General features: G+C 43.9%; 17 protein-coding genes, 1 tRNA gene and 1 pseudogene. 2 read left to right on the plus strand and 17 right to left on the minus strand.

All coding sequences use genetic code 11. From position 1 onward, the window contains the following. Nucleotides 1-21: 21 nt before the first annotated feature. Nucleotides 22-1,764: a C4-dicarboxylic acid transporter DauA gene (gene dauA, locus AC6H0A_RS06770; protein WP_005643135.1), complete on the minus strand. Its 1,743-nt coding sequence runs from the start codon at nt 1,762-1,764 to the stop codon at nt 22-24. 124 nt (nt 1,765-1,888) lie between these two features. On the opposite strand from dauA, the gene AC6H0A_RS06775 reads away from it, so the two are divergent. Together AC6H0A_RS06775 and AC6H0A_RS06780 are read left to right on the plus strand one after the other, a co-directional pair. Further along, nucleotides 1,889-1,978, plus strand: a tRNA-Ser gene (locus tag AC6H0A_RS06775). Nucleotides 1,979-2,160: 182 nt separating this feature from the next. Then, nucleotides 2,161-3,378 (plus strand): annotated as a pseudogene (locus AC6H0A_RS06780) (MFS transporter); the annotation flags it as partial. Between the two features lie 87 nt (nt 3,379-3,465). Here the strand turns inward: AC6H0A_RS06780 and AC6H0A_RS06785 are convergent. The 16 genes from AC6H0A_RS06785 to AC6H0A_RS06860 form a co-directional block, all read right to left on the minus strand. Then, complete coding sequence (locus AC6H0A_RS06785; protein ID WP_005641441.1) at nt 3,466-4,254, minus strand: DNA adenine methylase; 789 nt, start codon at nt 4,252-4,254, stop codon at nt 3,466-3,468. 34 nt (nt 4,255-4,288) lie between these two features. Beyond that, nucleotides 4,289-4,453, minus strand: a complete 165-nt coding sequence (locus AC6H0A_RS06790) for a hypothetical protein (protein WP_497512596.1) — start codon at nt 4,451-4,453, stop codon at nt 4,289-4,291. Between the two features lie 6 nt (nt 4,454-4,459). After that, on the minus strand, nt 4,460-4,822 hold the full coding sequence (locus AC6H0A_RS06795) for a hypothetical protein (RefSeq protein ID WP_497512597.1): 363 nt from the start codon (nt 4,820-4,822) through the stop codon (nt 4,460-4,462). Beyond that, nucleotides 4,803-4,958: a hypothetical protein gene (locus tag AC6H0A_RS06800; protein ID WP_497512598.1), complete on the minus strand. Its 156-nt coding sequence runs from the start codon at nt 4,956-4,958 to the stop codon at nt 4,803-4,805. Before AC6H0A_RS06800 ends, AC6H0A_RS06795 begins: the two co-directional genes overlap by 20 nt. After that, nucleotides 4,955-5,296 (minus strand): hypothetical protein, encoded by a 342-nt coding sequence (locus AC6H0A_RS06805; RefSeq protein WP_005641443.1) that lies wholly within the window; start codon nt 5,294-5,296, stop codon nt 4,955-4,957. The genes AC6H0A_RS06800 and AC6H0A_RS06805 overlap by 4 nt, the downstream gene beginning before the upstream one ends. Then, nucleotides 5,277-5,777, minus strand: coding sequence for a hypothetical protein (locus tag AC6H0A_RS06810; protein WP_005641444.1), 501 nt, complete (start codon nt 5,775-5,777; stop codon nt 5,277-5,279). Before AC6H0A_RS06810 ends, AC6H0A_RS06805 begins: the two co-directional genes overlap by 20 nt. Then, the gene (locus AC6H0A_RS06815) at nt 5,770-6,393 is read right to left on the minus strand and encodes a hypothetical protein (protein WP_005641446.1); all 624 of its coding nucleotides are present in this window, start codon (nt 6,391-6,393) and stop codon (nt 5,770-5,772) included. Before AC6H0A_RS06815 ends, AC6H0A_RS06810 begins: the two co-directional genes overlap by 8 nt. After that, the gene (locus tag AC6H0A_RS06820; RefSeq protein ID WP_100199124.1) at nt 6,393-7,457 is read right to left on the minus strand and encodes a hypothetical protein; all 1,065 of its coding nucleotides are present in this window, start codon (nt 7,455-7,457) and stop codon (nt 6,393-6,395) included. The genes AC6H0A_RS06815 and AC6H0A_RS06820 overlap by 1 nt, the downstream gene beginning before the upstream one ends. Nucleotides 7,458-7,474: 17 nt before the next feature. Continuing rightward, complete coding sequence (locus AC6H0A_RS06825; protein WP_005640684.1) at nt 7,475-8,053, minus strand: phage tail protein; 579 nt, start codon at nt 8,051-8,053, stop codon at nt 7,475-7,477. Beyond that, nucleotides 8,046-9,146: a baseplate assembly protein gene (locus tag AC6H0A_RS06830; RefSeq protein WP_005640682.1), complete on the minus strand. Its 1,101-nt coding sequence runs from the start codon at nt 9,144-9,146 to the stop codon at nt 8,046-8,048. The genes AC6H0A_RS06825 and AC6H0A_RS06830 overlap by 8 nt, the downstream gene beginning before the upstream one ends. Then, nucleotides 9,143-9,505: a GPW/gp25 family protein gene (locus AC6H0A_RS06835; protein WP_005640680.1), complete on the minus strand. Its 363-nt coding sequence runs from the start codon at nt 9,503-9,505 to the stop codon at nt 9,143-9,145. The genes AC6H0A_RS06830 and AC6H0A_RS06835 overlap by 4 nt, the downstream gene beginning before the upstream one ends. Nucleotides 9,506-9,576: 71 nt before the next feature. After that, the gene (locus AC6H0A_RS06840) at nt 9,577-10,083 is read right to left on the minus strand and encodes a phage baseplate assembly protein V (protein ID WP_005640678.1); all 507 of its coding nucleotides are present in this window, start codon (nt 10,081-10,083) and stop codon (nt 9,577-9,579) included. Next, the gene (locus tag AC6H0A_RS06845; protein ID WP_005640676.1) at nt 10,070-11,134 is read right to left on the minus strand and encodes a phage late control D family protein; all 1,065 of its coding nucleotides are present in this window, start codon (nt 11,132-11,134) and stop codon (nt 10,070-10,072) included. Before AC6H0A_RS06845 ends, AC6H0A_RS06840 begins: the two co-directional genes overlap by 14 nt. Then, a complete protein-coding gene (locus tag AC6H0A_RS06850) occupies nt 11,127-11,357 on the minus strand; it encodes a tail protein X (protein WP_005640674.1) in 231 nt (76 codons plus the stop codon). Before AC6H0A_RS06850 ends, AC6H0A_RS06845 begins: the two co-directional genes overlap by 8 nt. Continuing rightward, entirely contained in the window at nt 11,338-12,273 is a 936-nt protein-coding gene (locus tag AC6H0A_RS06855) for a phage tail protein (protein WP_005640672.1), read from the minus strand. The genes AC6H0A_RS06850 and AC6H0A_RS06855 overlap by 20 nt, the downstream gene beginning before the upstream one ends. Next, nucleotides 12,273-15,047: a phage tail tape measure protein gene (locus AC6H0A_RS06860; protein WP_005640670.1), complete on the minus strand. Its 2,775-nt coding sequence runs from the start codon at nt 15,045-15,047 to the stop codon at nt 12,273-12,275. The genes AC6H0A_RS06855 and AC6H0A_RS06860 overlap by 1 nt, the downstream gene beginning before the upstream one ends. Between the last annotated feature and the right edge of the window lie 5 nt (nt 15,048-15,052).

Genomic DNA, 15,052 nt, shown 5'->3' on the forward strand with positions numbered 1-15,052 from the left:
TCTAGCACGCTTTAGTTTTCATTATTGGGTAGTTTTTTCAAAGTCACGAATTTTATGGAAAGTTTCGTTTAAATCTGTCGCAAAATTAATTTTTTGAATATCTGGCGAAGAATTAGATTTAACTAACATTCTCAACGGCTGGAATTGCATATTACACAAGTAAAGTTGTTGATGTGGCAACATGTGCTGAACAAATCGAATAAGCGCATGTATTCCACCAGCATCAAGCACGGTCACTGCATCACATTGCAGCACAATATGTCGGATTTCATGATCGGTATGAACCGTTCTATCATGCAAATCCGCAAATAATTTATCCGCAGCAGCAAAGAAAAGCGGACCGCTAATTCGGTAAACCAAAACATCATCTAAATCTTCAGGTGCATTGTGTTCAATGGCTTTTGTCATCTCGGCAATGGTTCGAATAAACAATAGACTCGCAAGCAACACCCCAACACTAATCGCAATCACCATATCAAATAATACAGTCAAAATAAGACAAGTCAGCAACACTGCCATTTCATTTTTGCCTGAACGGCGAGCAAGGTGAATAATATCGTGCACACTTGCCATATTCCACGCCACCACCAACAACAAAGCAGCCATAGATGACAAAGGCAAATAAGAAAGGGCTTGTGAAAACAAAAGTAAAGCGAATAAAACAAGTATTGCGTGCACGACACTCGATATTGGCGATACCGCCCCTGATTTCACATTAGCCGCAGAACGAGCAATCGCAGCTGTTGCCGTAATCCCACCAAAAAACGGAGAAATGATATTTCCCAAGCCTTGCGCTAATAACTCGTTATTAGAGTGATGTTTAGTATCCGTCATATTATCTAAAATCACTGCACAAAGAAGTGATTCGATTGCGCCCAATACCGCCATTGAAAAAGCAGCAGGTAACAAAGCTTGCAAGCTGTTAAAATCCCAATGAATTAATTCACCTTGTGCATCAGGAATATTCCACGGCAGAGAAAAATCTGGCAATACATTAGGAATCCCATGGCCAATGGAACCATCAGGCAAAGTATATTGGAATGCAGATCCAATCGTCGCCACCTCAAAACCCAAATGCTGTAATGCTAGAGCTAAAATCGTCCCAATAATCACGGCAGGTAAATGCCCTGGCACTGCCAAACGCAATTTATGCCATTGGGTCAGGACTAATAGTGTTACCACACCAACTGCTGCATTCGCCCAATTTATCGTAGGAAGTGCGGTAAAAATTGTTTGGATTTTTTCGAGATAATGTGCTGGCATTTTTTCTATGGAAAGCCCCAAAAAATCCTTAACCTGCAAAGTACCAATAGTAATACCAATCCCGCAAGTAAAACCCAAGGTTACGGGCAAGGGGATATATTCAATTAAACGCCCTAGACGAAATAACGCCATCAAAACCAAAATGAGCCCAGAAAGCAACGTTGCCATCAAAAGGCCACTTAGCCCAAATTGTTGAGTAACAGGGTACAGAATCACAACAAAAGCTGCTGTAGGCCCAGATATATTAAAGCGAGAACCACCTGTCAGCGCGATAACGATACCCGCAATAATTGCCGTATAAAGACCATGTTGTGGAGGCACACCACTCGCAATAGCCAAAGCCATGGAAAGCGGAATCGCAATCACCCCCACGGTCAAACCTGAAATAATGTCGCGAATCAGCGATTTTTTTGAATAACCTAAACGAAAGGAATCTTTCAGCGCGCTAAAAGGTTTTACGGCTAAAAAAACATTTTTAGAAAATAACGCTTTAATATGCATAAAAAAACTACAAACGATAAATAAAGTGTGGTTATTCTAGCGAAACTTTTAAAAGTTTTTTATGTTCTAGCGCAAAAAACTTGACTAAACTGGAGCAAATCTTTATAGTTTGCGCACCTTTTACGGTGAGATGTCCGAGTGGTTGAAGGAGCACGCCTGGAAAGCGTGTATGTGGGAAACTGCATCAAGGGTTCGAATCCCTTTCTCACCGCCATCCTAATTTTATTCCCTAATCAATCCCCTTTTCTTTCTTCTTCAAATTCAGTTTTTTTATTCTAATTATTTTTGTTATTACGCTCATTGAATTTTTTCATCAATGCAGTAAACTAGCCACCGATTTTTAATCACCTTTCTTTTCACTTTAAATGTTACCCGCGAGTAACAAAAGGACACATCATGACAAACAAAGTAAACAGTTATGGCTGGAAAGCCTTAATTGGCTCTGCCGTCGGCTATGCAATGGACGGTTTCGATCTTCTCATTTTAGGTTTCATGCTTAGCGCAATTTCTGCAGACTTAAATCTAACACCCGCACAAGGTGGCTCTCTCGTAACTTGGACACTTATTGGCGCAGTTTTTGGCGGCATTTTATTTGGCGCATTAAGTGATAAATACGGTCGTGTACGCGTACTTACTTGGACCATTCTTCTTTTTGCGGTGTTTACTGGTTTATGTGCGATTGCGCAAGGTTATTGGGATTTACTGATTTATCACACAATTGCTGGCATTGGCTTAGGCGGTGAATTTGGAATTGGGATGGCTCTAGCAGCAGAAGCATGGCCCGCACGCCACCGAGCTAAAGCAGCATCTTATGTTGCATTGGGTTGGCAAGCTGGTGTGTTAGGTGCAGCATTACTTACACCATTATTACTCCCGCATATTGGCTGGCGTGGAATGTTCTTGGTGGGTATCTTCCCTGCATTTGTCACTTGGTTCTTACGTTCTCATCTGCATGAACCCGAAATTTTCACTCAAAAACAAACCGCACTTTCAACGCAATCCAGCTTTACTGATAAATTACGTTCATTCCAGCTTCTGATTAAAGACAAAGCAACGAGTAAAATTAGCCTTGGTATCGTCGTACTCACCTCCGTACAAAACTTCGGTTATTATGGCATTATGATTTGGTTACCTAATTTCTTATCAAAACAACTTGGATTCAGCTTAACTAAATCTGGACTTTGGACGGTCGTTACCGTCTGCGGCATGATGGCTGGCATTTGGATTTTCGGACAACTCGCTGACCGCATCGGACGCAAACCAAGTTTCTTACTTTTCCAATTAGGCGCAGTGATAAGTATCGTGGTTTACTCACAACTTACCGATCCTGACATTATGCTTCTTGCAGGGGCATTTTTAGGTATGTTTGTGAACGGAATGATGGGTGGTTACGGTGCATTAATGGCAGAAGCCTATCCAACAGAAGCTCGAGCAACGGCACAAAACGTACTTTTCAATATTGGTCGTGCCGTAGGGGGATTTGGACCTGTGGTTGTGGGCGCTGTTGTACTCGCCTACTCTTTCCAAACGGCCATCGCCCTACTTGCGATTATCTACGTAATTGATATGTTAGCGACAATTTTCTTAATCCCTGAATTAAAAGGTAAAGCCTTAGTAAACCCGCGCAACATAACCGCGACAAAAAAGCGAGATAAATTATTCATCTCGCTTTTTCATATAGTGCAATAATGTTACAGTTTCTTAGAATTTGTAAACCATATTATCCTCATACTTGCCTGAATAACTTGCTGACGCATTGACTACAATTCGTTTCGTATTATCAAAGGCTTCCCAATTATCAATCTTATCTTCCTGCATATACTCAATAAACCGCACAAACTCCGACTTCGTTGAACTGAAGAAAATATAAGGTGGTCGGGTGATATTGACCAGTCGCAAAAAGTCAATCAAGTCAAAATACGTAGCTTGCTTGTAACTTTCTTGTCTGGTGCAGAGATAAGGCGGGTCTAATACAAACAACGCTTTGGGATTATCCGCAAATTTCGGTAGCAACGTGTGGAATGACTCCCGCACAATTTCTACGCCATCCAAATAACCATCCGCCTTTGGATAATCTGACTGGCGAATACAATGCCAGAAATCATTTTGGAATAGCTCATCAATGGTCGCTACTTGCTGGCCGCTAAACAGCAACCAACTCGCCAAGCAATTCAAATCTTTGTAGCCATCAAACGCTTGAATGATTTTGACACATTCTGCCTTTAACTCCTTTGGCATTCGCTTGTTTTTTGGCGTAGCGTTACCAACAATAGTAAAAAGTTGTGAACGCAAGGCGTTGATGTCGTCAATATGAGCGAGCCTTTCCGCATATCCATCAAAATCATTGTAGATTACGCAGGCTTTCGGTTTTAAACGTTTAGCAGCGTGACTCAATAAACCACTACCGCCAAAGGTATCAATAATCGTCCAGCCCTCTCCATCGTCTTTGATGTTTTCGTTGAGAATCGTCTCAAAATGTTTCAAAAACATTCGTTTTTGCCCCACAAAAGGTAGCGGGGCTTGTTTAAATTGTACTATACTTTGCTTGCTTGCTTGCTTGCTTGCTTGCTTGCTTGCTTGCTTGCTTGCTTGCTTGCTTGCTTGCTTGCTTGCTTGCTTGCTTGCTTGCTTGCTTGCTTGCTTGCTTGCTTACCGAGATTATCTGCATTTTATTTACGCTTTCAAACATTCAATATCACCCCACCTCACTCACAAAATCTACCTGTTCAGGGTCTACAAAAGCAATGAGATACGTAGGAAAATATGATGCATCCACAGGCATTTCGTAAATTTCTTTGAAATAGGCTTTTTCCACAGTACCGTTGGCAAATAATGCCATACCCACTTTCCCCACTAATTCAGGATTGACTTTCACATTAACCCAAGATTCAGTTGAGCCTGGTTTTAATGTCAGTTTCTGCACCCATTGGTTTTTTGTCCCCTGTTGAGTGGTAGCCGCGGCTTGTAAGGCTGCCACCGTCTCTTGTAATTGAGCAATATCTTTGCCAACTTGATAGGCAAAACCTTGGTCTTGTTGGTTAATTTCTAATTTTTCCATGTTTGTAGTCCTCTTTAGCTTGGTTATAAATCTTTAAAAGTGCTGTATCAAACAGTGCAAGGCTTGCCAGTTTTACACAAGGCTTCACCTTAATTTGCACGGTTTGTTTAGGTTTTACTTGGATAGTTTGCATCATACTCTCCGCGTAATATCGTGTTGTAACCGCACTTTTCCGTTACACCACGTTTTAATTTTGCCGTCTGGCGTGGTTTGTTGCAGGTCAAATCTTGCCTCTTTCCACGTTACATTTTCTGTTTGTTCATGGGTGATGAGAAGGCTGAGTTCATTCCCGTTGATAAAAATGCCTTGGTTGTCGGTCGATAGGTGAATTTTCTCGCTTGCACTGCCTAAAGGCACAATATCGCAATCAAACCGACTGCCTGTAAAATCTAAGGGTTCGCCGTTTTCTTCGGTAAATACTAAGGTTTCCGCTTCATCATCACCACGAATCCAGTTAAAGATAATATCTTGCATGATGCGCTCCAAATATAGCCACTAGTTGATTCGGGCTAAACCGCCAGCCGTTCTCGCCCCCCTGAATCGCATTAAAGCACCATTCAGAACAAAAGTATTTTGAGCGTTTTTGTTTAATCCCAAGAACAATCCCGACAGCACCCCACCAGTCATATTTCTTGCCTGAAGTGCGGTTAAAATAGGCTTTGATTTGCTCCTCGGTGACATCGGTTAGGGGGATTAAATCCCATTTGGTGTTATCAGACACATCAATCTGTTTGCAGCGCACCCCACCGTCTTGCACGCTGGATGAGTAGCAATCGAACACCGTTTGATGCTCATAATGATGCCCGTTGCCAAACTCAATACGCTCAATGGCAATCTCGCAGTGCGAGTATTTGCCCTTTGTGCAAAATCGAGTAATGCGGTCGGCTATCGCTTTGATTGGCTCTTTGCGCCAGTCTCGCTTGTGTTTGTACATCGCCAAATAAACCTTAGCCATTTTGATATGCCTCCATCAAGTTATCCATTTGCTTGATAATGTCGTCATAAGTTACTTGCATTTGCTCAAGCGTTAAACCCGGTACTGTGAGCTCATACTTGCGCATACGTTGATTAGCAAGCTCCATTTGTAGTTTTTCGAGCCCTGCTGCCTGTGTCAAAATCAGGTTTGCAGCGGTCTTATTATCCAGTCTCGCACGTTGTGCAAAGTCTGATATATATCGACTGCACTCGCCTTCATAATTTGCAGATTTAAATGCTTCCGCGGCTGCTTGGCGTTCACGATATTCGCTTTCAAATCTCGTCCAAGTGCTGTAGATTTTTGCCGCGTGCTCATCGATATTAGCGATAAGTCGAGTTTGAGCGTCGGCTAAAAGTGCAGTTTGTTTTTCGACTGAAATATCCCATGTGAGCGTGTCAAGATTTAATTCGTGTGCGGGGCTCGGTTGCTGCTCAATCAACACTGGCTCGCCCTGTTTGTTGCTGACAATTTGCTTGCCTTGAGATTGTCCGTTAATTAGCTCAATATATTTATCTTGGCTAATTTCCACCGCACCTTCTGGGACAAAACTACCATCTGTGTCATCAAAAAAGCCATTTTTGTAGTACATAGTCATTATTTCCATCTCCCAATAGTCATCCAGTCTGCAGTCCCTAAATACCAGCTTGTTACTGTCGCTGTTGTATTCGTTTTGGCTTGCATGAATACCCAGTTATATTGTCCCTTACCGCTTGCTCTTGATTCGTATCGTTCCGTGATAAAACATCGATATTCTTTATCTACATATGCAATAGGTAGGACTAGATCTGTATGCACAGTAGTACCTTCTCGAGTAAATACAACTAGACCGGTCTGAATCATAGTCCCATCAGGATATTTTCTAATTTCAACATTACCGATTTTTTGATAGGTAATTGCAGTATTAATAATTTGAGAGGTAGCTTGATTAAAATCCGTAATCTGGCTCACTGTATGGGTATGACTAAAATTTGCTTTCTTACCAATTTCTGCCAACAGTGTCGCTTTAACATTTTTATCCTCTGCAAGCGCATTCGCAATTTCGGATAAAGTATCTAACGTCGCAGGTGCTGTTCCTACTAAAGCCGCAATCGCAGCTCGAACATAGGCGGTTGTAGCCACAGTAGTATCATTGACTGTTTGAGCTGGTGTTGGTGCGCGAACCGTGCCACTAAATGTCGGAGATGCAGACGGAGCTCTAGCATTAATAGCATCGGATAAGCCGTCAATCTGCGCGATTGTATGCGTATGACTTGCATTTGCTTTTTTACCAATTTCTGCTAACAAAGTTGCTTTAATGTTAGTTTCACCTGCTAATGCCTGAGCGAGTTCTTCCAGTGTATCAAGAGCTGCCGGTGCTGAACCGACCAATGCTGCAATCGCCGTTTTCACAAACGCAGTGGTCGCAATTTGTGCATTATTCGTCCCTGCCACAGCCGTTGGTGCGGTAGGAATGCCAGTGAACGCTGGGCTGGCTTTGGGGGCGTAGCCTGTGAGGTCTTGGTTGATGGTGTCCACTTGGTCTTTCAGCCAATTTGTTCTCGCACCCAGTTCTTTGGCTTGGCGATTATCAATACCGTCTGGTCCACCCATTACAGGGTCGGACGTTTCCAGTTGATAAATATTTTCCACCCATTGTCGGGTTAAGGTTAAATTTGCCATTTTGTTTCCTTTTTGAGTTAAGCTGTGCCACGATTAAATCTGCCGTTACGCATTGCCATACCGTTGTGCCGAAGTGCTGCTTGGCGGTAGTCTAAGCTCGCTAACACACAGCGAGCAGGAGCGAAAACACGCAAGGTTTTTCGCAGTAAATCGGCTTGGTCGTTAGTAATGGTTTGTTGCAGAATCACGCGGTAATGCGCCCATTTGGAACGGTCGCCGTGAAAATATGTACCGTCTCGGGTAAATGAACCGTCGTGACGTTTATCGAATAAACCTTCAATAATCTCCACTTCCCCAAACCCAAGCTGGCGGACAATTTCCCTCATTGCCCACGGTGTGCCTTTGTAGCGGTGCAGCTCGACGGCTCGTTTAATCAGCTTACGTTTGGCGTCAATACTTTCGGCGAGCAACCAGCCGTCATAGCTGGTGACACTCCATTTTTCGGCAAGCAGTTCTAAAAACTCGGTTGGGACTAAATCCACAAAGCTGGTCATAATTTGCGATTTATCCAGTCGGTTTAACCGCTTGCCAAGGTCGGCAAGTGCGGTCAGTTTTGGCGATATTTCAATGATTGACGGATATTGCAACTTAGCCATCTTTGCGCTCCTCGTTGATGTTAATCGCGATGCTTTCGCATTCTGCCCATTGTTCAGGCGTGAGCTCGGTAAGTTGTGGGCTTGCCAAATGCACGTTATACACGCCTGCGACTTTCAGCACGCTTTGAATATCGAGCGGTACGATGTCCAGCCCCAATTTTTGCGTGCGTGATGAAAGATAGGTTCGCAAAGCGGTTTCGGCTTTGGCTTTCACTTCATTTTCGGCGACGGTAGCGAGCAAATCTAAGTTAGCAACCACACGATAGCTTTTGCGTTCAGGCGCAGCCACAATCACGGTGTCGCACAGCGGTCGGCGTTTTTCGCCACTGATGTAATGGCGAATTTTTTCCTGCAAAATCTCAGACGGCAGTCCGTGCTTGGTCAATACCGTGACTTTGACCGTGCCGCCTTGAGGGGTGGAAATCGCCACATCAGAAATCACTTGCGACACGCTACGAGTGTGATATTCGTAAGCGGCAACTGAACCGCAAGTGGTAAAAGCTTCAGGCGCAAGCAAAATCCGCTTGCGGTAGTCATCATCATTTTCAGTGTCGATACCATTTGCCGACACATCAATATTGGAGACGGTTACATCGGCTGGCAGTTCACTTTTGAGCGTTTTTACTTGCCCGATTTGCCAGCCGTTGCCACTTTCGCCTGTGGTTTGGCAAATCGCCGTTATATCCACATATTGCTCGGTGGGGTTAATTCGCACTTCGGTTTGGGTGGCGAATAATAGGCTGTCGGTTGCACCAACCAGCGTACCTTGTGGAATAACAATGGCAGAATGCGAACCACTCACGCTAAAACGCAAAGTGACTTCGGCAGCTTGGTCAGATAAGCGATAACAGCCCATCGGCTCACCGCATAAATCTAAAGCAAGCCCTGTGGCAAATTGCGGAAAGGTTTGCAAAAAAGCGTGGTTAATGCCTTGTCGCACTAACATTTCGCGGTAGGCGTAAGATTGAATAATCGACCGTTCAATATGGGCAGGTTGCAATGTTTTACCTGTGCGTTGCTCGTAGTCGGCAATGGTATCGGCTAAAATTTGCTTGATGTCGTCAGAGACGATTTTGACTTCTTCTTTTCTCATTGCACCACCTGTGTCTGATAAAGTTCCCGATATACATCATCAACTAACGACCAATAAATCAGCAGCTCAAAATGCGGAGCTTGTCCGATGATTTGCACACTTTCGACTTCGATACGGTTTTCCCATCGTTGTAGGGCAAGCGTGATTTCACGTACTATATTCGGCAGAGCGACATCTTCGGGCTGGTCAATATATTGAAAATGATCCGAGCCAAATTCAGGGCGAAGAATATCCGTGCCTTTGAGTGTGTTGAGAATATTGGCAATACACTGATGAATATCATCAATGCCTTGCACCGCCTGTTCATTAAGGTTCGGTGCAAGTTGCCAATGGGTTGAGTGTATCGGATTTGTATTCATAGCCTTGATGATACAAGGCTATTTGGGGTGGAGCTTTTAAACTGATTTAAAGAAAAGTGCGGTCAAAAATTCTAAGATTTTGACGGAGAAGTGAGCTTACCATCGCCTTGTTCAAGGTGTTTATGATTTTTCAGCGAAATACCATCTGCGATTACATCGCCACCGTTCACCTTGACATTGCCGTTGTTCACTTCTACTTCGCAATTATTGACGATAACTTTACCGCTGGTGTGAATGGTTAAATCGCCTGATTTACGGTCGTGGGCAATAGTTGTGCCGTTTTTAAATTTTTTGAACCAAATGTTGCCATCTTGCACTGGCGTTTTGTCTTGCTCGTTATAAATCGTGCCCAACACACAACCACCTTCACCTCGCGCATCGAGGAGTATCGCGACCAATTCCCCCTCATCAGGCAAGCAGTAAAACTGGTTGCCGCCTGCGTTGGGAGTGAGGAAAGAAAGCCACGCGGTTTCTAAATCTTCAAGGGCAGGAATTTTACACCGCACTTTGTGGTTTTTCGGGTCGATTGCCGACACTATGCCCTCTTGATAGGTTGCACCAAAATTATGTGTTTGCATTCGTTATCTCCATACCTAGCGTTAATAAATCATCAGGGATAAATTCCAACATTCGCACTTCGATATTGGTGATGTAACCTTGCGTGCGTGAAATACTGTGGCGAGATTGCTTGATTAAGTATTTACCTGAAAACACGCCTAAATTTTTGAGCAAAATAGTCGAACCTGCCACCAGTTTCGGATTGCCAATCAGGGTAATATCGCCTGCACTTTGGTCTTCGTTTTGCTCGCTTAATGCGGCATCGCCTCGTGCATCAATCTGTTCTTGGCTTTCACCTCGGGTGGTAATTTTGAGCGTATCGCCACTTGCTGCCTGTGCTTGCTTCATTTTCGGGCGAAGTGCGGTCGCTTTTTTGCTTTTTTTCACCACTTTTTTACCGCTTGTGTCAAAGCCTTTGATTTCCACCTGTTTTGCGGTGTCTTTAATCCGATCTCGCAGTCGCAAGCTGATACATTCGCTTTCATCAAGCACTACCACCGGTTTAGATTGCCCTAGTTCATCTTTATCGGTAAACACCAGTTGATTGCCGACAATTTTAAAGCTGTGATGATACTCACGGGCAAGGCGGGCAAGAAATTCCACATCACGCTCTTGATATTGGGTAATGCGTTGAATGGGAATGTGGCGAATTTTGCCCACCACTTTTAGCTTCAGGCGATTTGCCACCGCTGCCACTACTTGGGCGAGAGTGGTGTTCTCGTAGGCTTTCGGCTTGAGCGTGCGGTTAGCTTTACTAATGCCAGTGGATAAGGCTCGCAAGGTAATGCTAGACAGGTGATAGCTGTATTCCACCTCATCAATCTCAAATGCTCCAATTTCGACTAACGGCTCGCCCTGATAGCCAATCGCCGCCTTGAGTTTGTCGCCCTGTGTAGGGAACCATTGGCGAATCCACTTACCGCTGATGTCTTCAAAGGAAACTGACAGCTCGTCCGATTGCCCTTCCAAATAGTCGGTGTAAGTGAGCTCCAGCAAAGACGGCTCAATGTCAGCGGTAATGTTGGTTTTCTCATAAAAAAGCGAAAAATCTGGTGTTTGGACTTTACTCATTATTTCCTCTTAACCACGGCGGTAAATTTTCGTTTTGGGTCGGCTTCACATTTAGCACAGGAATAAATACAGTCGCCCCAGTAGGCAACACTTCACAAAAACTGATATGTGGATTGGCTCTAATGATGCGAGCATATTCCAGTGCATCGCCATAGTAATAATAGGCAAGGTTATCCCAGCGTTCGCCTTGTTTGACGGTATGTTTAAGTACGGTTTGGGTCATTCAAAATCTCCACATTTTCATCTTCACGCAACACGATCCAAGCGGTCATTTTGGCCACTGAATTTGCAGAATTATCCAGCCGCTCATTGATTTCAGTTAAAGCATTATCGGCAGGCGTGAACCAGTTATTCCATTCGCTATCGGCAGATGCCCGACTGAAACTCTGTTTCATTATTTGCAAATCGTCATACACCGCTGCCACATCACGACTAAATTCACTCACAGCAGGCAAGTATTGGCGAACGCTGTCAAAGGCGGATTGCATCCCGACCAACTCACCAAAACCGCCCAAGGCGTTTTCTAAATTAGCAAGCGTACTCGGCAAATACGCCAATGCGGACGCGGGGTCGTGTGCCAACTGGCGAACTACTGCAACGGTGTTGCGGACTTCGTCCACCGCACGTTTGCCTTGGTTGTAGAGTTCCACGCCACGGCTAACCGCACTTTTCACAGTTGAAAGCGTATTGGTTAAACCTTTCGGCAAGATTGAACCGAGCAAAGATTTTCCGCCTACAGTCAATGCCGCACCAAGCAAGCTCGCTTGCCCATTGCCGACAAACTCTTTCAAGCTGATATTCATCTCGCGCGCTAAGGCATTACCTTTGCCGTCGGTAAATAGTGTGGTCGATGAAATATCAGTGATCACAAAATTGCCTTTGTATTTTGAACCCCACATCAAGGCAAGGGCGTCTTGCTTGGCTTTTGCCGAAAGTAGCGATTGATAACGACTTTCCACGCCGCCAATTTTGTGGTGCAGGCGAATGGCAAAGGATAAATCTGTCAGTTTTTCGCCCATCGCTTGCAGTTTTGGCTTGCCTTTGAGCACCGCGTGTTCAGCAAAATCTGCAGAATGGGTTTCAGAAAAATCAGTCAGATTCACAGGCTCAAAGGCGATATTGCCTAACATAAAATACATTAGTATGCTCTCCGTTGTCGTTGGTCTAACACCCGATTGAGTAAGCGTTCAAACTCCACAAGGCTCATATTTAACCCCTGTTGCACTTGCTCCATTACGCCTTGTGTTTGATTGCCGCTCACGTTGATGGTCGGATTAAAATTCACCACAATGCCGTTGTGTTGGTTAGTTTCGTTATTTGTCACCGCGTTTCGGCTTAAAGGCTGATAATCGTGAAAGATTGACGGATTTTGACTGTTTGAGTTTGGATTAAAATCAGGCGTGCGGTAATCCGCAGGCTGATTGATACCCAAAAGATTCCCCACAAAATTCGCCCCAAACTTAATATCGTCCCACAGCGTGCCGAAAAAGCCTTTTTTCTCGTTTAACAGCGGTTTAAAGGCGGTTTCAATGCCATTTAAAACAGGCCCGAATTTCACCGCACTTGAGAGATTTTTGCTGGCTTCCGTGGCGAGTGGTTGAGCGTTATCCATCCCGATTGCTAAGCCTTCCACCACGTTTACACCGTACCCCTTAAACACACGACTTGGCGAGTGAATACCGAGTTTTTCTTTAAACCACGATGTGATATTTCCACCGAGATCTAGCACACTTTGTTTTACCGTCTCCCACGTGTTTTTGATACCGTTTACTAATCCACTGATAATATTCGAACCAAATTCGGTAAACTTGGCTGGCATATCAATACCAAACCACGACAACACGGTGGAAAATACTTGCTGGAATAAACCCAATGGCGACCAGTTGAGAATAGTGGCTGTGATGTTGCCGATGCCTGAGTTGAAGAAGTTGGTGATGTTATTCCAAAGTTGCCCGAAGTAATCCGACACACCTGTCCACGCACTCGAAACCCATTCAGTTGCTCCTGTCCAAATGCCTTGCACCCAGTTGCAGAAGTTTTGGAAGTAACCTGTGACTTTCGTCCAAAGGTTGGAAAACCAAGCTGAAACAGGTTCCCAATTGTCATAGATGAGATAGGCGGCAACAGCGATGGCGGTAATGGTTAAGCCGATAGGGTTGGTAAGCAAAGCTTTCCCTAATCCAATAAAAGCTTTTTTCGCAACACCAAAGGCTGAGCCAAGCCATTTCATTACTCTACCTGTTTTGGTAACTGTACCCGTTAAGGTTTCAAGTTCTTTGGCTGCTTTAATTGCCTTAAATACTTTAAATGGCATAAATGCTGCTGAAAAAATGGATGCTATGCCACTAAACGCAAATTTTGTTGCTAATACGCCTGTGCTTAGTAAGGAAAAACCGCCTACAGTAGCAGCGATCCACTTAATCGCTGTTTTATGCTCGCTGACAAAAGGTGTCAATGTATCTTCAACAAAACCTTGTAGTGCTTTCGCTCCCGATTTAATATCATCGGCAAAAACAGACCCTATATTCCCGACCGCACTTTCCCATGCACCGCCTAAACTCTCAAGGGCAGAACCAAGTGTTTTCGTTTTTTGGGCGACGCGTTCTTCAATACTGGCTTGGTCTTTCATTTTCTGTAAGAAATCTTGTAAGCCTGTCGTTCCTTTTTCACCTAATAACAAGGCGACACGCTTACCCTCAGTGCCAAACATTGCATCAGCCACATCTTGTGCAGCTTGGTCGCCAAATTTTGCTCGGATTTTTTGCAGTTTCTCAAGCTCCTTGACCATTCCGTCAATACCTTTGAAATTGCCTTTTTTATCCCAGAAGTCAAACTTCATACCGCTTTTTTTGAGAATATCCCGAGCTTCTGCCTTCATCCCTTTTTTGGCTTCAGCAATCATTTGCGGACCTTTACTCATTCTGTCAAGCATTGTTGAAAAGTTTGTACCGAATGATGTGCCTTCTAAACCTTGTTGAGCAGCAAGCCCCTCAATCGCAAAAATTTTCTGTGAGTTTTCTCGCCCTGTTAATTTCATCGAACGAACATTAGACGCATAGTAGGTCATTGCCCCATACATATCGTCTTTTTTCATACCTGCAGCAAACATTGCTCGTTGTAAATCGTCTGCTGATGCTCCAAGTTCAGCTTCTGATAAACCGTGAGATTCCATCATCTTTGCAAAGAACTCACCTCCTTGCTCTTGATCCATTTCAAGTAAAACGTTGAGTTTTGCCGATGTTTTTAAGCCACCGTTAATCAAAGTGTCATCAGAGACACCTTGCATTTTCATTGCTTTGGCGAGCTTGTAGAAATCTTCACGCGTTCCTGGTAAATCCGTGCCAAGTTGGTCGGCTATTTTGCCGATTTCCTTAAATTTGCCGAATGTGCCGTCAGCCTTCATCATTGAAATTTTCAGATTATTTGCTGCTTCTTCCTGTTGCATATAGGTTTTCACAGCATTCCACGTAGGTAACGCTACGCTAGCTGTTATTGCGGTAGATTTAGCTAACTTACCTTTTAATTCATCACGGTTTTGTTTGCGTGCCTGTTGTTTTTCTAAAGTACTAGATAAGGAACGTTGAGCTTTTTCAGAAGATTGAATAGCACGGGTAAAATGTTGTTGCTTTTCTGCCGTACGAGCAATTACTGCCTGCATTCGTTCATAACGGCGAGTAAGCTTACCAATATTCTGATCTCCTGAAAGATAGGCAAGTTGCATTTTTTGATGTAGTGCGGCTTGACGTTCTTGCCATTTCGCCATTTTTGCACCCAATTTTTCGTTTTGCTGGGTTGCTTTACCCAAATTATTAGAAAGGTTTTCAATGGTTTTATTCGCCTTTCCAAAGGCAGCAGAAAAACTACCTTTTAAAGAGGCACCAATAACTAAACCGAGTACTAAATTATTTGCCATTTTTT

This window comes from Haemophilus sp. THUN1692, assembly GCF_059704395.1.